A 22,553-nucleotide genomic window follows, 5' to 3' on the forward strand; every position below is an offset into this window, starting at 1 on the left:
ATCGTTTCATAGCACCCAACCAGGCTGGGACGATGCCGATATCCTACCTGGTCTGGCGTTTTTACACAGTCTGGGCCGGTAGCGGACGTCTGGGTCACCCTGTCGGTTCATCCGCTATAGCCGAGAAGCGGCCACTTGGGGCGAGTCAGCCCCGAGGTTTTTGAATGGACCCCAGTATGAGGGTGGGAAGTGTCCATGGTTCTAGGGACTGTCCAGACGAGACATAATAGGTAAACATAGAAGAAGCCTTTCTGGCACTTCCATCGCAGCACTATTTATTGAACGGCGTAATAGTGAACTGACAAGTATCAGGACTTTGGCTACTTCGCTCCAGCATCCAAGTTCTACCTCCGGCAAGTGCTCCAGAGAAAGTTTCATCGATTGCAACATCATCAAAGAGGTACCAATGGGTAAGCACGGTGCCGTCTTCTTGTTTTTTTGGAACAGCACGAAGGAACAAATAGTTGCTGGCGGTCAGCTCGATGAAATGCCAGGCATGCTTCCCCGTGCTTAGATGAGAGCTAGCAACCCGATCCAAGTGTTGATTATCACTAATAATCACAAGTACAACCCATTTAAGGAATAGCTGTTTACGAATTACCCGCTACACATAATCAAGCGATTATATGCCCGTGGTTTCCTGCTGAGGATGTCTTTCTCTTGAGCATCATAGCTAGTGAGTAATCAGTACAACCAATTGGGAAAGGAGGTCTTACGCAAGAACAATGAAAATGAACACTATAGATTGTAGCACTATAGTGGTCAACATGGCGATATATCCCTCTTTTGGGGGACGTATGGAGCTGAATGAAGCCTTTGCTAAGGCGCTACGAACTGTTCGAAAGGCGCGAAATCTCTCTCAAGAGGATTTCGCCGATGTGTCGAGTCGGACTTACCTGAGCTCACTTGAGCGCGGCTTGAAAAGTCCAACATTAGGGAAGATCGAAGAGCTAAGTGAAGTTTTGGAGGTGCACGCCTTAACGCTCCTTATATTGACTTACTCCCAGATGCCCCCCATTCAGTCAGTCGAACAACTACTGAAACAAGTCAAAGAAGAGCTAGCAATTTTTGAGCCGCCGACTGGGTCATAAGTGACCTATCTCTTTGTTCCCGTCTTGTCGTGACAGTCACCTCTCCGGTTCACACTCAGACATAGACCTGACTTTTCATGACATCACTTGATGCAGACCTTGTTGTGTAAGCCCCAGGACCACATAGAGGGAAAGCAGGGACTCCACACCTTAAGCGAAAGTGTCAACCGATCTTCGCACTAGCGCTTTAGCTTTACATTTTCTCATGAGATCTCGCCCAACCCTCCCATAGAAATGTCGCAAACTATTGATTTTCAATCACATCCACAACAGGAAACAGACTTTACACTCCCGTGAAGTGAACAGAAAGCGCCAATCTGTCTCATGCTGCTCTTTAGCTGAGGCAGCTTGGCCGTAGCCGCTGCCGTCCGGATGATGATGCGTCGCCGCCGCGCTCAGCCACGGCTTTTAAGAGTCGCTAACAAGAATCAGCGAAGCGGCTATGCTCGTCGTGCTGCCGCAGACAGTACAGGTAGTACGGCAGGGCAGCACAACAGCGCCAAGGGTTTTAGCTTCGCAGCAACTCGGCGAAGCTTTGCTAACGGGCTTAGCCGCGCGCGCACTCCACGCCGCGGTTGGCGAGCTCGTCGGCCCGTTCGTTGAATTCGTGGCCGGCATGACCCTTCACCCACTCGAAGCGCACCTGGTGACGGTCGCGCTCGGCGTCCAGGCGCTGCCACAGGTCGGCGTTCTTCACCGGCTGCTTGGCGGCCGTCTTCCAGCCTCGCACCTTCCAGCCGTGGATCCACTCGGAAATACCCTTCTGCACGTACTGCGAGTCGGTGTATACCACCACCTCGCAGCGCCTGGTCAGCGCCGCCAGTCCTTCGATCACCGCCAACAACTCCATGCGGTTGTTGGTGGTATCCGGCTCGCCGCCAAACAACTCCTTCTCGTGCCCCTTGTAGCGTATCAGCACCCCCCAGCCGCCGGGGCCGGGGTTGCCCTTGCAGGCGCCATCGGTAAACAGTTCGACCACATTGTCTTTCATTTAGAGCCTGTTATGAACCTGCTCACGAACCGCGCCAAGCGCCCAGGGTGCTGGCTGCAAGGCGCGGTCGCGCAGGTCGATGTCATTCATTGGCCAAGCGCCGCAACGCCGCAGACGATGCGCTGGGCGTGACCCTCCGGGTTGAGATCAGGCTAATAACAGGCTCTCAAGATTCGTCGGAAGGCGGATGGGACGAATGGCGCCGGTCGGGCCCGGCCACCACCAGCCCCTTGCTGGCCTTGGCCTTGTTCCAGCTCGGCGTGATCAGGCGCATGCCGCGCACCTTCTTGACCGCCTCGATACCGTACACGCCGGCCGCCACCGGCCACCAGCGGTCGCCGGCCGACTCCATGAAGGCGAAGCGGTTCAGCCACTGCTGGCGCGTAAACGGCGGCGCGTACGCCATGAATGCGCCGCCGGACGGCTCCATGCCCATCAGCTTCAGCCAGTCCTTGATCCGCGGCAGCGTCAGGAAGCGTCCGTTCCACGGGGCCTGATCACGCCCCTGCACCAGCCGGCGCATCCCCCATAATGAAGCAGGGTTGAAACCGGTGAGCACCACCCGGCCCTCAGGCATCAGCACCCGCTCGACTTCGCGCAGCACCTGGTGCGGTTCGCGCGCGAAGTCGAGCACGTGCGGCAGCACCAACAGATCAATGCTGCGGCTGTCGAACGGCAGCCGCTCCGGCTCGGTCTGGATCACCGCCGCCGGACTGCGGCCGACCCGCGCCTGCCAGGCGATGCGGTTCGCCTGCAGGAAGTTGTACTCGGCCAGGCCCAGTTGCACCGCGTGAAAACCGAACACATCGGCCACGGTACGGTCGTAAAATGCCCGTTCCCGTTCCAGCAGGTAATGGCCCAGCTCGGTGTCGCCAAGCCAGCGGGAGAAACTATCCATTATCGCGCCTTCGTTTGGAGACTGATTCTAGCCATGATTACCGTCACGCCGGTTCACGCCTTTTCAGACAATTATATCTGGCTTTTGCACTCGGCCGGCCGCGCGATCGCCGTCGACCCGGGCGACGCCGCGGCAGTGCTCGCCGCGCTGGCCGAACACGGTCTGACGCTCAAGGCACTGTTGATCACCCACCACCATGCCGACCACGTCGGCGGCATCGCCGAACTGAAACGGCATTTCCCGGACCTGACCGTGTACGGCCCGGCGGCTATCGCCGGCGTCACCGAGCCGGTGATGGAGGGCAGCGAGCTGACGCTGTTCGGCCAACCGTTCAGTGTGCTGGAAGTGCCCGGCCACACCCTCGACCACATCGCCTACTACGGCGCCGGCTGGCTGTTCTGCGGCGACACGTTGTTCGGCGCCGGCTGTGGCCGGATGTTCGAAGGCACCGCGCCGCAGTTCTATCGCTCGCTGCAGAAGCTCGCCGGCCTGCCCGGCGACACGCTGATCTACCCGGCGCACGAATACACGCTGTCGAACCTGCGCTTCGCCCGCGCGGTCGAACCGGGCAACCCGGCGCTGGCCGAGCGCGAACGCCAGGACCAGGCAAGCCGCGCCACCGACCGGCCGACGCTGCCGTCGACGCTGGCACTGGAACTGGCGACCAACCCGTTCCTGCGCGTCGACCAGGCCGAGGTGCGCGCCAGCTGCCGCCGTGAGGCCGGACGCGAGTTGGCCGAGCCGGCCGAACGCTTCGCACTGCTGCGCGACTGGAAAAACCGCTTCCGCTAACCATGCCGCTCGGGTCAATTCTCATGGGGCACCGTTCATAGCCCGAATCATGCCAAAGCGCCTGAAATCATTTGATTTTTTTCATTGACACGCAATACTGCGGCTATATAGCATCGCCCAAAATCACAATACCCTCGAGCTGCCGTAATGAAACGTTTAAAGCCACTGGCGCTGTCGCTGTCGCTGCTTTGCCTGTACCAAATATCCGCCCCTGCGCAAGCCAGCACTGCTGACCCCCGTGGCGTGGACGTCGGCTTGTCCAGCGGCCTCGACATGATGCTGCTCAACAGCAGTTTGCTGCGAAATGGCGACAACGTCTGGGAACGTGCTCGAGAAGGCTTCCAGATGACCGAAGTCAACAGCGAGCTGGTCCGCCGTCACGAACGCTATTACGCTTCCCGCCCCGACTACTTCAAACGCACCCTCGACCGTAGCCGCAAGTACCTGTTTTTCATCATGAATGAAGTGGAACGCCGCGGCATGCCGACCGAAATCGCCTTCCTGCCGCTGGTCGAAAGTGCGTTTAATCCCGGCGCCATGTCGCCGGTCGGCGCCTCCGGCCTATGGCAGTTCATGCCGGCCACCGGCCGCCAGTACGGCCTCGAGCAGACCTGGTGGTACGACGGCCGCCGCGACGTCACCGAAGCGACCCGCGCCGCGCTCGACTACTTGGAAAACCTCTACGGCATGTTCGGCGACTGGTCGCTGGCGCTCGCCGCCTACAACTGGGGCGAAGGCAACGTCAACCGCGCCATCGCCCGGGTGCGCGCCCGCGGCGAAGAGCCGACCTACGAAAACATCAATATGCCGGCCGAAACGCGCAACTACGTGCCGAAACTCTTGGCCGTGCGCAATCTGCTGACCGCCCCTGAGAAGTACGGTCTCAAGCTCGACCGCTTCCAGAACAAGCCCTACTTCGTCGCCGTCACCACCGGCAAGCACATGGACATCGACATCGCCGCGAAGCTCGCCGACATGTCGGTGTCGGAATTCAAGGAACTCAACCCCGGCTTCAACCTGCCGGTGTACGCCTACAAGAACGGCCGGCAGATGCTGCTCCCGGCCAACCGCCTGGAAAAATTCGAACGCAACCTCGCCAAGTGGGGCGACAAGCCCCTGATGACCTGGCAGGTCTACACCCCGAGCGGCAGCGAAAGCGTCGCCGACGTCGCCGCCAACTACGGCATGAGCGCGGGCGAACTGCGTTCGGTCAACCGCGTCTCCGGCAGCACGCTGAGCGCCGGCCGGCCGATCCTGGTGGTGATGAAAGGCAACCCCACCAGCAACGGCAACCTAATCGACCGCGACGACGGCCCGATCAGCGCACCGACGATGATCGCCAAGGTCGATCCGGAACCGGCGGCCAAGCCGGCCGCCCCGCCGCTGATGACCGCCGAACTCAAGCAGCCGCTGGCCGCCACCGTCCCGGCCGCGGCAGCGACGATGAAAGTGGCCGAGGTGAAGAGCGTCGAACCGGCCAAGGCCACACCGACAATCGCCGCAACTCCGACCATCGCCGTCGCTCAAACCAAACCGGCCGCGCAGCCGGCCACAGCGCTCGCCCAGGCCGCACCGGCCAGCGACATCGTCAAAGTGGCCGACGTGAAACCGATCGCCGTCAAAGCCGCCGAAGCACCGATCGCGGCCAACGGCACCGGCTCCGCCGCGACGCAACTGACACTGGCCGCTCCGACCGCCAAGACCAGCGCGCCGAGCAGCGTCAGCGCCGCCACCGAAGCACTGGCCCTGGCGGACAATGCCATCAGCAGCCCCGCCCCGGCCCGCGCCATCGCGGTCGCCGACGCCACGCCGGTCGTGTCGAACAACAGCCGCCACACCGTTGCCAGCGGCGATACCCTCTATAACATCTCTCGCCGCTATAACCTGAGCGTCGCCGAGCTGAAGACGCTGAACGGCCTGGCGGACGACAGCGTCAGGCTCGGCCAGGTACTGTCCGTCGACAAGAGCAACCTTGCCACCCCGACCCTGCTCGCGCAGGAGGACAACAGCACCCCGACATCGGCGCGTAGCAATGTGAGCAAGGCGTCCGGCGAGTACGTGGCGCAGAAGGGCGATACGCTCTACAGCATCGCGCGCAAGTTCGGCGTCGACCATCAGGACATCAAGCGCTGGAACAGCGTCAGCATGGTCAACCGCCTACAGCCCGGCCAGAAAGTGAAGATTCAGGGGCTATAAACATTTTTCAAAAACACGCTTGACACTCAAATTGAGTTGTATATAATGCGTGACTCAACGGAGAGGTGGCAGAGTGGTCGAATGTACCTGACTCGAAATCAGGCGTACGTTTATAGCGTACCGAGGGTTCGAATCCCTCCCTCTCCGCCAAATTAAACAAAGAAGCCCTGAGAAATCAGGGCTTCTTTGTTTTTCATATGCTCTGGCATGCCATCCCATCCAGCATGCCACTCAAGCCTGGCTTTGGTTGGATTTGATTGGAACGACCGACTGACGGCGGCGCCATTTAGCAATGGTCGAGACGCTGACGTTGTAGTGGGCGGCCAGTTCGACGTTGGTGCCGGTGGCAGCCCGGATCTCGGCACGGATGGCTAGGGGGTGCTGGCTTGTTTATGGAGTCGGACGATCATGATTGGGACGCTCGACAGAAGCTTAACTATTCCTTCACGGGCAGTGGCAGTTCCCAGCTGCGGTGGCTTAGATAATCATCCGAGATGCGACAACTAGGCTCTCAGGCCACGCAGCCGAACCTTGTTCTCTTTTATCCAGCCGGGCAAGACTTCCCCGAGCATAGGCTTGGCGGCGAAGTAGCCCTGCCCTAAGGCACAGCCAAATTCCTGCAGCAACTTCCAATCCTCGGCCGTTTCGATACCTTCGGCCACAGTGACTAGGTTCATATTACGAGCCATGTCCAGCGCAGATTGAAGAATGACACGCAGATGCTCCCGTTGATGTGCGCCATGCATGAACGAGCGGTCAACCTTGAGTTCCGTGAAGGGAATACGCGATAGTTGCTGCATCGACGCAAAACCAGTGCCGTAGTCGTCGATAGACAGGCCGAAACCTTTTAGCCGCAGCTGCGCCAGATTACCCAGCGCCATTCCAAAATCGGCAGCCAACGAGCTCTCCGTAACCTCCCACACCACTTGTTCGGCGCGTAACTGGTGCTGGCGCAACAGTTCGTCGGCCTCCGCAATGAAGTCTGCCGAATCCAGCAACAGTGGCGACAAATTGACCGCGACAGTCAGATGAAGACCACGCTGTTTCCACTTGGCTGTCTGGGCGAAGGCCTGACCGGCAATTCCCAATGTAAGGTCGTGTATCAAACCGTGCTTTTCAGCCAGTGGAATGAAGTGGTCGGGGGGGGGGATAAAGCCCTTCTCTGGGTGCGGCCAGCGTGCCAGCGCCTCTACCCCCTTGATCAGGCCGGTCTTCAGATCCACCTTGGGCTGATAGTAGGACTGCAACTGCTGATCAACAATAGCGGCGGCCAACTCGCACGCACTGATGACGGGCTCGCTCTTGTGTCCTCCTGGTGCGAAAGGTAATGCCATACCCCGAGGGGGATGCAACACCTCGGCAAGCTGGTCCTTGGTAAGTAGCTTTTGCCAGGCCGCGAGCACTGGCAGGCCTAGTGCCTGTACCATGTTCTCGACTGCGCTGATCAAACGGATATCCTTGCTGGAGGCCACCACGAGCGGTGCCGATATCCCGCGTTTTGCCAACTGCAGGATGAATTCGATGCCGTTCATGCCCGGCATTTCGAGATTAACCACGATTAGGCGTGGGGTACCCAGGTCAGCTAGCAGCTCGAGTGCCTGAAGGCCATCGGCGGCTTCGCAAAAATGGCCTCAAGGCCCAGCTGTCGACACAGACCCGCCGCATGCTGTCTTTGCACGATGCTGTCGTCGACAATCAGGATTGCCTCGACCAATGTTTGCGATGGATCAGCGGCCATAACGTTCAATGATATTTGCGATGCGTTCCAGAGGCACAACTTCGCTCACGCCACCGAGTGCGATGGCTTCCTTGGGCATGCCGAAAACCACGCAACTGGCTTCGTCCTGCGCGTAAGTGATAGCGCCAGTGCCCTGTAGTTCCTTCAGGCCGCGCGCGCCATCGTCGCCCATACCCGTCATGATGATACCGATCGCGTTCTTGCCTGCCGCCTGGGCCACTGAGCGGAACAGTACATCGACCGAGGGCCGGTGGCGACTGACCAGCGGGCCGTCCACTACCTCGACGTGGTATTGGGCACCGTTGCGCTTGACCAGCATGTGCTTACCACCCGGCGCAATCAGGGCGCGGCCTGGCAAGATGCGATCGTGGTTTTTCGCTTCGCGCACTTCGACGCGTGACAGGCTGTCCAGCCGGTTAGCAAAGCTCTGCGTGAATTTCTCCGGCATGTGCTGCACGATCACCATGCCAGGCACAGTAGCTGGCAATGCAGTCAGCACTGCCTCCAGCGCCTGCGTACCACCGGTAGACGTACCCAGCGCGATGATTTTCTCGGTGGTTGGCAAGTGTTGTAAACCGCTGGGAGCCTCAAGCATGGCGTCGGCCGAGAGCTTGGGCGCCCCCCGGCGTTCATCAGGCATCATCATATCGACGCGACTGGCGGGCTTGTTCACTGCCGGCTTCAGTGTCGTAGACGAGGCACCGACGGGGGGGCGCAAGCATGACAGCCGCGCCTGTGCCGCCGCACGGATAGCCGATGCCATGTCGGAAGAGCTCTCCTGAATGAAGTCTCGCAAACCGGTCATGGGCTTGGTAATCACACTTAGCGCTCCGGCGGCGAAAGCCTGCATGGTGACGTCGGCACCTTTTTCGGTGAGCGAGGAGCAAATGACCACTGGCGTCGGATGCTCGGCCATGAGTTTGTTGAGGAAACTGATGCCGTCCATGCGTGGCATTTCCACGTCCAGAACAATAACGTCGGGCCACTGACGGCGCATTTTCTCCAACGCAAAGATGGGATCAGAGGCCACGCCAATGACCTCAATGCCAACCAGCTCAGACAGTGTGGCAGACAGCACCTGTCGCATGACGGCAGAGTCATCCACAATCATGACCTTTATTGGACGCATGATCCCCTGCTCCTTTCAGCTTCGATCGTGGGGCGGCACATGGTTGTACCTATTACCTCTTCGTAGGTTGCCGCAGAAAAACATATCCACTCCAGCTGTCGAAACTAGATGCTGGTGATTCACGTCCTCGACATGTTCGTAGGTGAATGACCGTCCATAGGCACTCATCACCCGCCGTGCGGCTTCTACACTCGTCTAGCCCACGTTCAGCGCCGCGCTCTTTTTCAGGTTCGGAAACACAATCACCGAACGGTACGGCAGCATGCGATCAGGCGATGAGGGTGCCAAAATACCAGCGAGACGCAAGAGTCCATCACCGTGCAAATGCTGGTATGACGATCGCCGAAGTAAAGCTCTCCGGGGGGCAAAAAATCTCGACGCCACCACCGGGATTACGCATCGGGCTTACGGTAGATCGAAGGTTTGACCGCCCGTAAGGCTTGCGTGACGCCGTTCAAGCTCTCTGAGTGGCTGACGATGAACCAGCCACCAGGGCGCAATGTCGCCACCAAACGCTGCACAACCTGGCGCTTGGTCTCCTGATCAAAGTAAATCATCACATTGCGCAGAAAGATCACGTCGAACTCTCCCACTCTGGGCAGGGGTGAGTTGAGATTGATCTGCTGGAAATACACTCTTTGTCGTAGCGCCGGCGCAATCAGGAATTTGCCCTCGTTCTCGCCGATGCCCTTGAGACAGTGCTTAACCAGGTACGGGTGGGGAATGCCCGTCGCACGCTCCATGGGATACACCCCGGCACGGGCCGTCTCCAGCACCTGGGTATTGATGTCTGAAGCCAGCACCTCCCACTGGCAGGAGCCCAACGATTCAGCCAGCATCATCGCAATCGTGTACGGCTCCTCGCCACTGGAACTGGCCCCGCACCATATTCGTACAGGGGAGCGGCTACGCAGTCCGGGGACAATTTCCTCGCGCAGGAAATCGAAATGCTTGGGTTCGCGAAAAAAGTAGGTCTCGTTGGTAGTGAGCAGATCCACGGCTATCTGCAGCTCTGCCTTATCGGCCATCAGGCACTGAAAATAGTCCCTATAGCTGCTCAGACCGTGCTGCCGGATACGCTTGGCCAGCCGACCACTCACCAGGGCCCGCTTGGCATCAGAAAGATGGATACCTGTTAGTTCACGAAGCAGGTCCCGATACTGACAAAATTCACGTTCGCTTAGAGGCACGATATTCATGGCGATCCTCGCGAGCACATATCACGCGTTTACCGGGGCTGCGTTTACTGAGGAAACGGCCCCTGGGGACTGAAGGATTCAGGCGTTGGCGGTGTACTGCTCTACCTCCTCAGAAACGGTTGCCAGTGCCACGATTTCATCGACCGACAGCACCTTGCCGACATCCAGAAGAATCACGAATTTGCCGGCAACTTTGCCCATGCCCTGAATGAAATCTGCGCGAATCTTCGCACCGAATGCCGGTGGCGGTTCAATTTCGTTGGTGGGGATTTCCAGCACCTCGCTCACCGCGTCCACCACCACTCCCAGCACATGTTTCTCCTCAGCGGCAGTGACCTCCAGAATCACAATGCAGGTACGGCGCGTGATTTCGGTGCGCTGCTTGCCGAAGCGCACGCCTAGATCGATGACGGGCACCACGGCGCCACGCAGGTTGATCACCCCACGGATGAAGGCTGGCATCATTGGCACGGTGGTGAGATGGCCGTACTCGATGATCTCCTTGACCGTGAGCGTGCCGACCGCGAACATCTCCCCCGCCAGATTGAAAGTCAGGTATTGATGCGTCTCGGCGGTGACGGCCGGTATTTCCTTTTCCTCTTTAACTAACTCGCCCATGATTCAAGCCTCGAATTTGACGAAGTCGTTGGCCACGGCCGCATGGGCAGTTGCCGTCTTTTTATCGATACGTGGCATCGGGACCATAGTGGACTTGTGCTGCGCTGCCTCGCCCACTTTCGAGACTGTTACTGGGCGCCGCTGTTCGCCAATACTGGCAACCGTAAAGAACCCCATGAGTTGCTGCAACATTTCAGCCTGGCTACTCATTTCCTCGGCTGTTGCGGCCAGCTCTTCCGAGGCAGACGCCCCTTGCTGTGTCAGTTGCGAAAGCTGATTCATCGCGGTATTGATCTGGCTTACCCCGGTTGACTGTTCATCGGACGCCGATGCAATCTCCTGGACCAAATCAGAGGTCTTGGTGATGGATGGCACAATCTCATTCAGCAATGAGCCGGCTTGTTCCGCCAGCGCAACCGAACCCTTCGCCACTTCACCAATTTCCTGCGCCGCCACCTGGCTGCGCTCGGCCAGCTTTCTCACTTCCGCCGCCACCACGGCAAACCCTTTACCATGCTCACCAGCCCTGGCCGCTTCAATCGCCGCATTGAGCGCCAGCAGATTGGTTTGATAAGCGATGTCATCCACGATGCCGATTTTGTCTGCGATGGTCTTCATCGCCGCCACGGTTTCCTTGACAGCCCGTCCCCCTTCCGAGGCTTCCTTGCTGGCCTTGGTCGCCATGTCCTCCGTCACCTTTGCATTCTCGGCGTTTTGCGTGATAGAGGCGGACATCTGCTCGACCGAGGCCGTGGTTTCTTCCACCGATGCGGCCTGCTCGGAGGCTCCCTGTGCTAGGTTTTGCGCCGTAGCAGACACCTCTTCCGAGGCGGAGGATAAAGCGTCAGCGGAACTGCGCACTTCCCCGATAATCTGCGACAGTTTGCTCGTCATGGCTTGCAAGGCCGCCATCAACTGACCCACTTCGTCTTTCGACGTGATCTTGAAGTTAACGGTCATGTCCCCCTCCGACAGACGGGTCGCACCATTCACCGCCTCATTGAGCGGACGAATAATGCCCCTAGTGACCGCAAAACCGATCACTGCCACAACGATCAGCGTGATGGCCGTAATAATGATGGAGATGATCGTGGCTGACTGCTTAGCCGCTACTGCTTCTTGCGATGCTTTTGCTCCAAGATCGACGTTGTACTGGCGGTGATCAGCAAAGGCATCTCCAACTTTTGCCAAAACACCCTGATTGGCAAAAAGCAGCTCGCGTGCCTGGTCCGAATTTGTCTTGGACAAGGCGAGCACTTTTCCCCTCAAGTTTTCATAGTCGACTAATGCGGCCCGATCGGCAGCCAGCAGTGCCCTATCCTTGTCGTCGGCAAGATATTTTTCGTACCCCTTCAACCCTTCTTCTGCTTTTTTCAGGTTGCCGCTCATTTTTTCTTCCAACGCGGCTTTCTGATTTGCATCCTGCGAAGCAAGATGCTGCCATAACTGGACACGCAAATTAGCCAAGGAAGCCAGCGCCGTATCCAACTGAACTAAGCTGGGCACCACATTTTCATTGGCAAAATTGGCCGAGTCGTACACTTTCCCCATCTGGTATTGGCTCACCCCTGCGAGGAGGAGGATACCCAGCAGCGCGGACACTACGAGCAGGAGCATTTTCTTGGCGACAGTCATGGGGTTCATTCCTTTTCTGATTAACTGCTTGTATATCTAAGGCTTTCGCTGACTTCGACGACTGGCTGTAAATTATTGCTTCATCAGATTGGCGTGTGCGGGCGTGCCATGGTGCCGATCGTCATAGCGCACGACCTGGCTCAATAGTCCTGGCACATCAAGAATCAACGCGACCTCGCCGTTTCCGAGAATGGTGAAGCCCCCCAGACCATGGGTGTGGCCGAATATCTTGCCCAATGGTTTGATCACGGTTTGAAATTCGCCCATGAGATGGTCCACCACCAAGCCGGCGCGGCGGCCCGCCGCCTGCACCACTACCACGTTTTCACGGCGCACGGCTTCGTCTTTCATTTCAAACAAGTCGCGCAGCCTGACAAAAGGCAAAACCTCGCCACGCAAGTTGAGATAGTCTCGGCCGCTGGCCGTACCGTCACGGGGGAGTTCGATGCACTCCACCACCATATCCAGCGGCACCACGTAAACAGCGGAACCGACGCCGATGAGGAAGCCATCGATAATTGCGAGGGTCAACGGCAAACGAATGCGCACGGTGGTACCCTGGCCTTCGATGCTGTTCAACTCCACCGTGCCGCGCAGTGCTGAGATGTTTTTCTTCACCACATCCATGCCCACGCCACGCCCTGAGATATTGCTGATCTGATCCGCCGTGGAGAAACCCGGCTCGAAGATGAGATTGAAGATGTCCTTATCCGACAACGCTTGCCCTTCGGCTACCAGGCCGCGCTCGATAGCCTTGCCAAGGATTTTTTCCTTGGGCAGGCCGCCGCCGTCATCAGAGACTTCGATGACGATGCTGCCAGCATCATGGAAGGCATTGAGCTTCACGGAGCCTTGAGCAGGCTTGCCAGCGACCACACGGCGCTCAGTGGACTCGATACCGTGATCCATCGCGTTACGGATCAGATGGGTGAGCGGGTCGCTGATCTTTTCAACGATGGTCTTGTCCAGTTCCGTTTCGGCACCACTGATGACAAGATCGATTTCCTTGCCCAGCTCATTGGCGACATCGCGAACCACGCGCTGAAAGCGATTGAACGTTATACCGATCTGCACCATGCGCAGATTCAGCGCCGAATCGCGCACTTCCTCGACTAAACGGGACAGCAAGGTTGTTGATTCGATCAGTTCGCTCGCACCGGCTCGGTGTGCCGCCACACTGGCGCCGGCACTGGCAATAATGAGCTCGCCGACTAGATTGATGAGTTCATCCAGCTTGGTAGCATCGACGCGGATAAGGCTGGCCTCGGTGGGCTTGTGGTCTTTGACCTGCTTTTGTTTGTCGAGAGCTGCCTCGACCACCGTCGACGACACCAGGTTTTGTTCCACCAGGACTTCGCCGATTAGGTGGACGTTACTGTCCTGCGGCACCGCCTGCTGTTGGTGCAGTGCGCTATCCAGCTCGTGCTGGGTCAGCGTGCCGCAACGCACCAGAATTTCGCCAAGACGCAGCATTTCGTCGGGCATGCCCTCAATCACCTGCAGATATTCGGTGACTTTGCTGCGCGGCGGCAGGATGCGAATGACGCTATCGTCGCGTACGAACTCGAAAGCGTCCTCGATGGTGGCTTTGTCGGCGGTGCTGTGAAAATTGATTTCGAAGCCGAGATGGCAAGATTCGGGATCCAGCTCAGCCAGAGGCGGAATCTCCTCGACCAGGGTGACGATGCTGACGATTTCGCCAAAGGTGTTTAAATAGCGGATGAAGGCTAGCGGGTCCATGCCATTGCGCAACACCTCCGAACCAAAGCGTAGGGACAGATGCCAATTGTCGGTATTGACGCCGCCATCCGCTTCCTTTGTCGCATCGGTTTGGACTGCCACTCGGGTATCGACGTGGAGGCGAGGTTCCGTGCCCAGCAGGTTTTCGAATTGTGCAACCAAGGCCGCACCGGTTTTATGCACAGCCTCGTCGACCTCCCTCTCGGCGGCGACCGCTTCGACCAGGGCGCCGATATGGTCGCGAGTCTCAAGGAACAGAGCGACGCGCTCCCTGTCCATGCGCAATTCGCCATTGCGCACTTTATCGAGCACGCTTTCGGCAACATGGGTGAACCCGACGATGGCATCAAGCGCAAACAGCCCGGCTGAGCCTTTGATGGTGTGGGCGGCACGGAAGATAGCGTTAATGGTGTCGACGTCGTCTGGCATCTGCTCGATACGTAACAGCGCCTCCTCCATCTGTTCCAATAGTTCACGACTTTCGATAATGAAGGTCTGGAAAGCGTCGTCCATGTTCATGCGTGCTCTGCCTTGGGAAGGAGCAAAGAGTCGTCAAACAACTCCTGCAAATCGCATAATTTCAGTATCTGGGAAACAGCCAGGCTGTAGCCGACGAAGCGCAGTGACTTATTCTGTGCGGCAGCCTGAAGCTTGGCGGCAACCATCAGTTGCAGACCCGCGGCGTCAACTTCCCTGACGAGAGAAATGTCCACCTCGATTTCCACCCCTTCTGCCAAGGCGGCCAGCAGCCGGCTATGGCTTTCCGCGGCGGTGAAGATGTTGACTTCGCCGTCGAACGAGAGACGGTAGGGTGTGTTACTCATGTCGTACTCTCCGCAGATTCGAAACAGGTCAGGGCAAGATCAGTTTGGAGACGGCAGTGAGCATCTGTGCTGGCTGGAATGGCTTGACGACCCAGGCTTTGACCCCGGCGGCCTGACCTTGCTGCTTCATGGCGTCACCGGCCTCGGTCGTCAGCATGATGATAGGGGTGAACTTGTAGGCGGCGAGTTGCTTGGCCGCTTTGGCAAAGGAAATGCCGTCCATATTCGGCATGTTGACATCGCTTATGATGAGATGAATCTTGCGACCGTCCAGTTTGGCCAAGGCATCCTTGCCATCGGCCCCCTCAATCACATCATAGCCAGCCCCTTTGAGGGCAATGCTGACGACTTGGCGCAAGGAAGCAGAGTCGTCGACAACCAGAATGGTTTTTGCCATAGGTTTCCCCTACCTAGTGGTTTGATGTGCAGATCAGAAGAATGTGATTTCGGTACTTTCGCTGTTTTCGATGCTTCCCACGGCGATGGCGCGTGGTACTTCACCACGATGGATGGCGTGTTGTTCCGGCATGGTATAAGTACTCGCCAGCTCATCGAGCCATGAGTTGGCATCAATGTATTGAGACTGATCGACCAGTTGGCGTGCGAGCTTTTCCTGATCGGCCCGCACATGCTGAAGCATCTGACTGACTCGATCCTGAAACTGGAGCGCCACGAGGACGTCAGCTATTTCCTGGCCGATTAGGCGGCCTTCTTCACGCAATACTTGGGAAGATTCCACCAGATCGGTCGCGGCCTCTCGAAAACGTGTGACGATGCGTTGAATGGCGTTGCCGGAATTGGTCACCATTTCTTCGTCTTGAACGGCATATTGCTGCGAGAGGGAACGGGTGGAAACAATCGCTTGATTGACGGTGGCAATGGTTTCGCTGATTCTTTTCCCCGTCGCACCGGAGAGCGTCGAAAGTTTGCGCACTTCATCCGCCACGACGGCAAAGCCACGCCCAGCTTCTCCTGCACGCGCGGCCTCAATCGAGGCATTTAGCGCAAGGAGGTTGGTCTGCTTGGCGAGCACACCTACCTCTGTCGCCATTTGCTCCAAAGATTGTGTGTGCCCTGCAAGGTCCATGACTTCGCGCAACAGGGCCTCTTTGCTGGTCAGAGCACCGCGCAGGTCTTCGATAATGGCGTAAAGCTCGGCCTGACTTTTGCTCATCAGATCGACTAGTCCGTCACCAGCGGGGGATTGGGGTATTTCGACGGCTGACTGCAGTCGGCGGGACAGTCCACCGAAATCGTTGGCGAGCGCGGTGATTGACGTTTCTGTGTGGCTACGGGCCAGCTCAATTTGTCCCGACCAGATGGGTATCACCTCCTGGCAAAGTCGCCCCAACCCGATGTCAGCCCTAGCCTCGTTTTGGCGAGACTGTCCTGGGTGCAACGGCTTTTCCTCTGTACGAACGTTGAGGACTGTCTCTTGCCAGCGAGATTGATTTACAACGATAAGTACAATCCCAACGATGAGAACGCCTGATGCTAGGCCGAGAGACAGACTACTGACCTGCCCAGCCAGCACCGTTGTCATAGCGCCCAGGATGGCTAGCAACAGAAGCAGCCCCCCCGCCTTGTTTTTGTAAGCTTGAACCATGGAACCGCCTATGGTTTATGTTTGAGTTTATGCTCTACTTTTCAAGGATAGGTGAAAATATTATATGCATCAATCATCAATTTTATTTTAAGCATAGTTAAAATGTATTAAATATCAAGATGTTTTATTTTCCATGAAACTTCTTTGTATTAAAAGTAAGGCTCTGTTCGCGTCTTTCGTTGGGATTAATCAATCGCGTGGCGAAGAACCATTTCTGGAGCGATACCCATTCCGCCACGCTCCAACAAGTGCCGCCAACCCAGGTAGTTCGGCAGATACCATGCAGTTTCGACCACAGCAAGAACCCGGCGATCGACAGCATAATCAGGGTGCCGGCCAGCGTATCGGTGACAGATGGAAGCAAAGACTGCGTGCTAACTACCGGCGCCACGTGACACGGCACCCGATGGCATAGCGGTGCAAACTCTGGCGACAACAAGGCGTTGGAGGGACGAAAAAAGGTTGGCCGAACCCAGTCAAGGGTTCGGCCAACCTTGTCGTTGCCGGCGAACGGGTCAGTGCGCGAGCTTGAAGCGCTTGACCTCGGCCTCGAGCGACTGCGCGAGGCTGTCGAGCTCACCGGCCGCCTCGGCGACCGAGCGGGTCGCGTCGGCGTTCTGATCGACCATCTGCACGATCTGCTCGACGCTGCTGGCGATGTCGTGGCTGGCGACCGCCTGTTCGGCCAGCCCGCGGCTAACGTCGTCGATCATGCCGACCACGTTGGTGGTACTGGTGTTGATCTCGGCGATCGCGCCGCCGGCGTGGCGCGCCATCTCCATGCCCCCGGTCACCTGGCTCACCGTCTGCTGCATTTGGTTCGCCATATTGCTGGCGCCCGCCTGGATCGAGCCGATCATCGCGGTGATGTCGGCGGTCGACGCGGAGGTCTTCTCGGCGAGCTTGCGCACCTCGTCGGCCACCACCGCGAAGCCGCGCCCCAGTTCGCCGGCCCGCGCCGCCTCGATCGCCGCGTTCAGCGCCAGCAGGTTGGTCTGGTCGGCGATGTCCTTGATCACGTTGATGATCGCGGTGATCTTGGCCGCCTCGGCGCCCAGTCCCTGCGCGGTGCCCGCCGCCTGGCCGACGGCGGCCGAGATCCGCTCGATCTCGCTGACCATTGTATTGATCACGTCGGCGCCGGAGCGCGCCTGCTGACCTGACTGCTGCGACAGGCCCTGCGCCTCGCGCGACAGGTCGGAGATGTGGTTGATGCTGGTCGAAATCTCTTCCATCGCCGCCGCCATCGCGGTCGCGGCGCCCGACTGGCGATCCGAGCCCTCGCGCACAGTGCGGCTGGAGGTATTCAGGCCGCTGGCGGCGCCGATCAGGCGGCTAGCGCTGCCGTGCACGGTACGCAGCGTGCCGGACAGGCCCTCGATGGTACGCGCCATCGCGTTGTTCAACCGCGCGATCTCATGGTTGGCCGAATCGGTGGCGATGCGTTCGGACAGATCCCCCGCGGCGATGCGTTCGAGCGAATCGACCGCCTCGTCGAGCGGACGGGTGATGCTGCGCGACACCAGGAAGCCGGCGACCACCGCGAGCAGTACCGCCAGCACGGTAACCGTCAATACCGCGTACCCGATCTTGTGCGCTTCCTGCAGGCGCACCTCGTTGATCTGGGTGTTCACCTGAATGTTGTATTTCGCGTAGGCGCGCAAGGTGTCGCTCAGCTTGCGGCCGGCCACCGCCCCCTGGCCGGTCATAAGCAGCGTGGTCGCGCCGGCGGTATCGCCCTTCAGGCGCAGCTCGCGCACTTCGAGGATGTTCTTCTCCCAGTCGGAAAACGCCGCGCCCAGCTTGGCGATGTGCACTTTTTCTTCGTCGAAAGCGCCCAACTGCTGGACCGACTGGTCGAGGACCTTCTCTTGCTCATGGAAGCGGCCGAGCGCCTCGTCGAGCTTCTGAGTCGAGCCCTGCAAGCTAACCTGATTCGGCGCCAGCACCATATTGCGCACCTGCACCCGGCCTTCGTTCGCCGAGTCGAGCAAGAGGCCAATCGCGACGTTACGCGGGAAGGCGATGGTATTGAGTTTTTCGATGCCAACGGTCAGCGAGCCCAGCTGTGCCTTGATGAACACGGCGCCGATGACGAACAGCAGCACGATCAGCGCGAAGCCGACACTGAGCCGGTAAGCGATTTTGAGGTTTCTCATTCCTGGACTGTCCCGATTTTTTAAATTGTTTTCAGCAAGATCTACGGCGTCAAAATTATACGCATTTAAAGAATCTACACGAATAACAAAATGGCATTTCCATGTTCATCGGCTGCGGTGCAGGCACAAAAAAAAGCCGCCCCCACAGGGACGGCTTTTCAGGTGACGACGGCGGCGCCTCAGCTCCGCATGCGGGCGAGCACCTCGTCGCGGCCAATCAGCGCGAGCACCGCATCGACCGATGGGGTCTGCGCGGTACCGCACACCAGCACGCGCAGGGGCATGCCGAGCTGGCCCATCTTGATGCCTTCATCGGCGCAGAACGGCTTGAACAGGCCGTGGATGCTCTCGGCGTTCCAGTCGGCCAACGCCTCCAGGCGATCGGCGAAACGGCCCATCCGCGCACGCGACTCGTCCGACAGGTGTTTCTCCAGGTCGGCGTCTGACGGCGTGCGGCGCACGTAGAAGTAGTCGCACTCGACGGCCAGCGCGTTCAGGTCCTGCACCCGCTCCTTCACCAGCGCGATCACCTCGCTCAGGCAGGGGCCGTTGGCCGGGTCGATGTTGGCCGCAGCCAGACGCGGTGCGATCAGCTGGGCGAGCCGCAGATTGTCGGCGGCCTTGATGTGCTGGGCGTTCAGCCACAGAAACTTCTCGTTGTTGAAGCGCGACGCCGACGGGCTGACGTCCTTCAGCTCGAACCACTCGACGAACTGCTCGAGCGAGAAAAATTCGTCGTCGCCGTGCCCCCAGCCCAGGCGCGCCAGGTAGTTGAGCAGCGCTTCGGGCAGAATGCCCTTGTCGGCGTAGTCGACCACGCTGACCGCGTCGCGGCGCTTCGACATCTTCTGGCCGTCTTCGTTGAGGATCATCGGCAGGTGACCGTACACCGGCAGCGGTGCGCCGATCGCCTTCAGGATGTTGATCTGGCGCGGGGTGTTGTTGACGTGGTCGTCGCCGCGGATCACGTGGGTGATGTTCATGTCCCAGTCGTCGACCACCACGCAGAAGTTGTAGGTCGGGCTGCCATCCGGGCGGGCGATGATCAGGTCGTCGAGCTCCTCGTTGCTGATCTCGATGCGGCCCTTCACCGCGTCGTCCCACGCCACCACGCCGTCGAGCGGGGTCTTGAAGCGCACCACCGGCGGCACGTCGGCCGGCGGGTTCGGCAGCGTCTTGCCTTCTTCCGGGCGCCAGCGGCGGTCGTAGCGTGGCTTCTCGCCACGGGCCTCCTGCTCGGCGCGCATCGCTTCCAGCTCGTCCTTCGACGCGTAGCAGTGGTAGGCGTGGCCCGAGGCCAGCAGCTGCTGGATGACCTCTTTATATCGGTCGAAGCGCTGGGTCTGGTAGAACGGGCCTTCGTCGTAGTCGAGACCGACCCAGTGCATGCCGTCCATGATCGCCTTCACCGATTCCGGGGTGGAGCGCTCCAGATCGGTGTCTTCGATGCGCAGCACGAACTGGCCGCCGTTCTTGCGGGCGTACGCCCAGGAAAACAGCGCGGTGCGCACGCCGCCGATGTGCAGGTAGCCGGTCGGGCTCGGGGCAAAACGGGTACGGATCATGATGGGGATGAACTCGGTCAAATCGCAAAGCGGCTATTGTACGCCGCCAGCGAAAAGGCCGGCAAACGCCGGCCTATTCGGATAACGGTACAACGAGCAACGCTTCAAAGGGACAGCGCCGGCACCTGCAGCCCCGCCGGCAGCATCTCGACCAGCAGCCAGATCGCGGTCAGCGCCAGCATGCCGGCCATGCTGGTATTGAACAGCGCCAGACGCCGCGGCGAGTCGAGGAAGCGCTTGATCGCCACCCCGCCCCACGCCCACACCGCGATGCACGGCAGCGTCACCGCGATAGCCAGCAGCATGAACAGCAGCGCCGCCTGCCACACCGCCATGCGCTCGGGCAGGAACACCATCACCACGTTGAAGCCCATCAGCCACACCTTCGGGTTCAGCCAGTTGAACAGCAGGCCGCCGACGAAGCCCATCGCCTCGGCCTCGCCCTGCTCGCCCGGCTGGGCGGCGTGCGCCATCTTGTAAGCCAGCCACAACAGGTAAGCGCAGCCGGCCACCGCCAGCACCAGCTTCAGGCTTTCCATCCACGCGACCAGGCTGCCGAGGAAGCAGGTCAGGATGCCGACCTGCAAGCCAAGCCCGATCGCCATGCCGAGCAGCATCGGGACGGTGCGGTTGAAACCATGGTTGATGCCGGACGCCGCCAGCACCAGGTTGTTCGGCCCGGGGGTGATCCCCATCACCGTCAGATACGTCACCAGCGCAATAAAGTTGAGTTGCATGATAGCCAACCACAGCAGATTGAATTCGTTGGCTGCATGGTAGCGATCGGGGCTGTACAATTACAGATTCAAAAAAACACTATTGAGACCATAACAGTTTTCACTTTTCCAAACTGTTATGGTCGATATTCGAAATAACTGTGCTGGTGACCCGCGATGGCGCACGAACCGATCTATCAACAGCTGGTGAACGAATGGATCGCGCTGATCCAGAAAGGCGTGGTGCGGCCCGGCGAGAAGCTGCCGTCGGTGCGCAAGGCCTGCGACATGCACAAGGTCAGCCCGTCGACCATCCTGGCCGCGTACCGGGCGCTGGAAGACCGCGGCTTCATAGAGGCGCGGCCGCAGTCGGGCTTCTACGTGAAGGCGGCGGCGACGCTGCCCTTGCCGCGGATGCGCAAGCAGAGCGTCGCTCAGCCGAGCGGCGAGGCGCTGCTCGACCACCTCGAGGCGGTGCTGGCCGCGCAGGCGCAGGAAGGCTATATCGACCTGTCGCTCGCCAGCCCGCGCGGCAGCGATTTCTACCCGACCACCCGGCTCAAGCACATCCTCAACCGGCTGACCCGCGCGCATCCGGAACTGGCCACCGACTACCCGTTCCCGCCCGGCTCGGCTCGGCTGCGGCGCCAGATCGCGCAGCGGGTGATCGGCTGGGGGGTGGTGCTGGCGCCTGAGGACCTGTTGATCACCAACGGTTGCACCGAGGCGCTGCAGCTGGCGTTGCGGGCGGTGTGCAAGCCCGGCGACACCATCGCGGTCGAGTCGCCGACCTACTTCGCGCTGATCCCGCTGTTCCGCAGTCTGGGGCTGACCGCGATCGAGATCCCCACCCACCCGAACGACGGCATGTCGATCGACGCGCTGGAGGTGCTGCTGGCGGAGAAGCGGCTGAACGCGATCCTGGTCCAGCCGACGGTGAACAACCCGCTAGGCAGCAGCATGCCGCTGGCGGCCAAGAAGCGGCTGGCCGCACTGGTCAACCAGTACCAGGTGCCGCTGATCGAGGACACCCCGCACGCCGAGCTCTACTACGGCGCGACCACGCCGGACGCGGTGAAGGCCTACGACCAGGACGGCTGGGTGATCCTCTGCTCCAGCTTCAGCAAGGCGCTGGCGCCGGGGTTCCGGATCGGCTGGATGGCGCCGGGACGGTTCCTGCGCGACACCACCCGGCTGAAGTTCGCCTCCAGCATCGCGCAGCCGCGGCTGCTGGAGGAAACCCTGGCCGAATACCTGGAGAGCGGCGGCTTCGACCATCACCTGCGGCTGCTGCGCCGCCACTTCATGGCGCAGATGGAACGGCTTCGCGGCTTCGTCGCCGAGCGCTTCCCGGCCGGCACCCGCGCGAGCTCCCCGTCCGGCGGCTGCCTGCTGTGGGTCGAGCTGCCGCCGCAGGTCGACACGCTGGCCTTGTTCCGCGCCGCCTTGGCCGAACGGATCACCGTGGTGCCCGGCCTGCTCTATTCGCCGCGCGGCCGCTACCGCAACTGCCTGCGGCTGTCGTGCTGCTACCCGTGGAGCGACGCCTACGAGCGCGCGCTCGGCCGGGTAGCCGAACTGGCCGCCGAGCTGTGCGAGGCAGCTTGACGCGGAGTGCCTCAATGCAAACGGCCCCTTGCTGCTAAAAGCAAGGGG

The 22,553-nt window shown here is 59.6% G+C and carries 17 protein-coding genes, 1 tRNA gene and 2 pseudogenes; 5 read left to right on the top strand and 15 right to left on the bottom strand.

All coding sequences use genetic code 11. The features are described from left to right. Positions 1-271: 271 nt before the first annotated feature. Positions 272-562 (bottom strand): hypothetical protein, encoded by a 291-nt coding sequence (locus tag ACZ2IA_RS17390; RefSeq protein WP_470293855.1) that lies wholly within the window; start codon positions 560-562, stop codon positions 272-274. Positions 563-797: 235 nt separating this feature from the next. Here ACZ2IA_RS17390 and ACZ2IA_RS17395 point away from each other — a divergent pair, with 235 nt between their 5' ends. Further along, the gene (locus ACZ2IA_RS17395; RefSeq protein ID WP_470293856.1) at positions 798-1,091 is read left to right on the top strand and encodes a helix-turn-helix domain-containing protein; all 294 of its coding nucleotides are present in this window, start codon (positions 798-800) and stop codon (positions 1,089-1,091) included. Between the two features lie 547 nt (positions 1,092-1,638). On the opposite strand, the gene rnhA is transcribed toward ACZ2IA_RS17395, so the two are convergent. Next, on the bottom strand, positions 1,639-2,082 hold the full coding sequence (gene rnhA, locus ACZ2IA_RS17400) for a ribonuclease HI (protein WP_470293857.1): 444 nt from the start codon (positions 2,080-2,082) through the stop codon (positions 1,639-1,641). 166 nt (positions 2,083-2,248) lie between these two features. Next, positions 2,249-2,980, bottom strand: coding sequence for a methyltransferase domain-containing protein (locus ACZ2IA_RS17405; protein WP_470293858.1), 732 nt, complete (start codon positions 2,978-2,980; stop codon positions 2,249-2,251). Between the two features lie 33 nt (positions 2,981-3,013). On the opposite strand from ACZ2IA_RS17405, the gene gloB reads away from it, so the two are divergent. From gloB to ACZ2IA_RS17420, 3 genes are all read left to right on the top strand, one after another. Further along, positions 3,014-3,772, top strand: coding sequence for a hydroxyacylglutathione hydrolase (gloB, locus tag ACZ2IA_RS17410; protein WP_470293859.1), 759 nt, complete (start codon positions 3,014-3,016; stop codon positions 3,770-3,772). Positions 3,773-3,919: 147 nt separating this feature from the next. Next, positions 3,920-5,968, top strand: a complete 2,049-nt coding sequence (locus ACZ2IA_RS17415; RefSeq protein WP_470293860.1) for a lytic transglycosylase — start codon at positions 3,920-3,922, stop codon at positions 5,966-5,968. Positions 5,969-6,027: 59 nt separating this feature from the next. Next, positions 6,028-6,118: transfer RNA gene (locus ACZ2IA_RS17420), tRNA-Ser, on the top strand. A gap of 353 nt (positions 6,119-6,471) precedes the next feature. Here ACZ2IA_RS17420 and ACZ2IA_RS17425 read toward each other — a convergent pair. From ACZ2IA_RS17425 to ACZ2IA_RS17480, 12 genes and pseudogenes are all read right to left on the bottom strand, one after another. Continuing rightward, positions 6,472-7,500 (bottom strand): EAL domain-containing response regulator, encoded by a 1,029-nt coding sequence (locus tag ACZ2IA_RS17425; RefSeq protein ID WP_470293861.1) that lies wholly within the window; start codon positions 7,498-7,500, stop codon positions 6,472-6,474. Positions 7,501-7,695: 195 nt separating this feature from the next. Further along, entirely contained in the window at positions 7,696-8,835 is a 1,140-nt protein-coding gene (locus ACZ2IA_RS17430; RefSeq protein WP_470293862.1) for a protein-glutamate methylesterase/protein-glutamine glutaminase, read from the bottom strand. 392 nt (positions 8,836-9,227) lie between these two features. Then, a complete protein-coding gene (locus tag ACZ2IA_RS17435; protein WP_470293863.1) occupies positions 9,228-10,034 on the bottom strand; it encodes a CheR family methyltransferase in 807 nt (268 codons plus the stop codon). Positions 10,035-10,112: 78 nt separating this feature from the next. Beyond that, positions 10,113-10,652 (bottom strand): chemotaxis protein CheW, encoded by a 540-nt coding sequence (locus tag ACZ2IA_RS17440; RefSeq protein WP_470293864.1) that lies wholly within the window; start codon positions 10,650-10,652, stop codon positions 10,113-10,115. 3 nt (positions 10,653-10,655) lie between these two features. Beyond that, positions 10,656-12,287, bottom strand: coding sequence for a methyl-accepting chemotaxis protein (locus ACZ2IA_RS17445; RefSeq protein WP_470293865.1), 1,632 nt, complete (start codon positions 12,285-12,287; stop codon positions 10,656-10,658). Between the two features lie 72 nt (positions 12,288-12,359). Further along, positions 12,360-14,546, bottom strand: coding sequence for a chemotaxis protein CheA (locus ACZ2IA_RS17450; RefSeq protein ID WP_470293866.1), 2,187 nt, complete (start codon positions 14,544-14,546; stop codon positions 12,360-12,362). After that, complete coding sequence (locus tag ACZ2IA_RS17455) at positions 14,543-14,851, bottom strand: STAS domain-containing protein (RefSeq protein ID WP_470293867.1); 309 nt, start codon at positions 14,849-14,851, stop codon at positions 14,543-14,545. Before ACZ2IA_RS17455 ends, ACZ2IA_RS17450 begins: the two co-directional genes overlap by 4 nt. A gap of 28 nt (positions 14,852-14,879) precedes the next feature. Continuing rightward, positions 14,880-15,248 (bottom strand): response regulator, encoded by a 369-nt coding sequence (locus tag ACZ2IA_RS17460; RefSeq protein ID WP_470293868.1) that lies wholly within the window; start codon positions 15,246-15,248, stop codon positions 14,880-14,882. Between the two features lie 384 nt (positions 15,249-15,632). After that, positions 15,633-15,890 (bottom strand): annotated as a pseudogene (locus tag ACZ2IA_RS17465) (methyl-accepting chemotaxis protein); the annotation flags it as partial. Between the two features lie 1,253 nt (positions 15,891-17,143). Continuing rightward, positions 17,144-17,971, bottom strand: a pseudogene (locus ACZ2IA_RS17470) (methyl-accepting chemotaxis protein); the annotation flags it as partial. A gap of 824 nt (positions 17,972-18,795) precedes the next feature. Then, complete coding sequence (gene gltX, locus ACZ2IA_RS17475) at positions 18,796-20,184, bottom strand: glutamate--tRNA ligase (RefSeq protein ID WP_470293896.1); 1,389 nt, start codon at positions 20,182-20,184, stop codon at positions 18,796-18,798. 101 nt (positions 20,185-20,285) lie between these two features. Beyond that, entirely contained in the window at positions 20,286-20,918 is a 633-nt protein-coding gene (locus ACZ2IA_RS17480; RefSeq protein WP_470293869.1) for a LysE family translocator, read from the bottom strand. 156 nt (positions 20,919-21,074) lie between these two features. On the opposite strand from ACZ2IA_RS17480, the gene ACZ2IA_RS17485 reads away from it, so the two are divergent. Beyond that, complete coding sequence (locus tag ACZ2IA_RS17485; RefSeq protein ID WP_470293870.1) at positions 21,075-22,505, top strand: aminotransferase-like domain-containing protein; 1,431 nt, start codon at positions 21,075-21,077, stop codon at positions 22,503-22,505. Positions 22,506-22,553: the final 48 nt, after the last annotated feature.

It is taken from the genome of Crenobacter sp. CS_VA4 (assembly GCF_055597485.1).

Excerpts from the sequence above, each read along its gene's own strand:
- ACZ2IA_RS17395 (WP_470293856.1), top strand. The coding sequence starts at position 798 with ATGGAGCTGAATGAAGCCTTTGCTAAGGCGCTACGAACTGTTCGAAAG.
- rnhA (WP_470293857.1), bottom strand. The coding sequence starts at position 2,082 with ATGAAAGACAATGTGGTCGAACTGTTTACCGATGGCGCCTGCAAGGGC.
- ACZ2IA_RS17405 (WP_470293858.1), bottom strand. The coding sequence starts at position 2,980 with ATGGATAGTTTCTCCCGCTGGCTTGGCGACACCGAGCTGGGCCATTAC.
- gloB (WP_470293859.1), top strand. The coding sequence starts at position 3,014 with ATGATTACCGTCACGCCGGTTCACGCCTTTTCAGACAATTATATCTGG.
- ACZ2IA_RS17415 (WP_470293860.1), top strand. The coding sequence starts at position 3,920 with ATGAAACGTTTAAAGCCACTGGCGCTGTCGCTGTCGCTGCTTTGCCTG.
- ACZ2IA_RS17425 (WP_470293861.1), bottom strand. The coding sequence starts at position 7,500 with ATGAACGGCATCGAATTCATCCTGCAGTTGGCAAAACGCGGGATATCG.
- ACZ2IA_RS17430 (WP_470293862.1), bottom strand. The coding sequence starts at position 8,835 with ATGCGTCCAATAAAGGTCATGATTGTGGATGACTCTGCCGTCATGCGA.
- ACZ2IA_RS17435 (WP_470293863.1), bottom strand. The coding sequence starts at position 10,034 with ATGAATATCGTGCCTCTAAGCGAACGTGAATTTTGTCAGTATCGGGAC.
- ACZ2IA_RS17440 (WP_470293864.1), bottom strand. The coding sequence starts at position 10,652 with ATGGGCGAGTTAGTTAAAGAGGAAAAGGAAATACCGGCCGTCACCGCC.
- ACZ2IA_RS17445 (WP_470293865.1), bottom strand. The coding sequence starts at position 12,287 with ATGACTGTCGCCAAGAAAATGCTCCTGCTCGTAGTGTCCGCGCTGCTG.
- ACZ2IA_RS17450 (WP_470293866.1), bottom strand. The coding sequence starts at position 14,546 with ATGAACATGGACGACGCTTTCCAGACCTTCATTATCGAAAGTCGTGAA.
- ACZ2IA_RS17455 (WP_470293867.1), bottom strand. The coding sequence starts at position 14,851 with ATGAGTAACACACCCTACCGTCTCTCGTTCGACGGCGAAGTCAACATC.
- ACZ2IA_RS17460 (WP_470293868.1), bottom strand. The coding sequence starts at position 15,248 with ATGGCAAAAACCATTCTGGTTGTCGACGACTCTGCTTCCTTGCGCCAA.
- ACZ2IA_RS17480 (WP_470293869.1), bottom strand. The coding sequence starts at position 20,918 with ATGCAACTCAACTTTATTGCGCTGGTGACGTATCTGACGGTGATGGGG.
- ACZ2IA_RS17485 (WP_470293870.1), top strand. The coding sequence starts at position 21,075 with ATGGCGCACGAACCGATCTATCAACAGCTGGTGAACGAATGGATCGCG.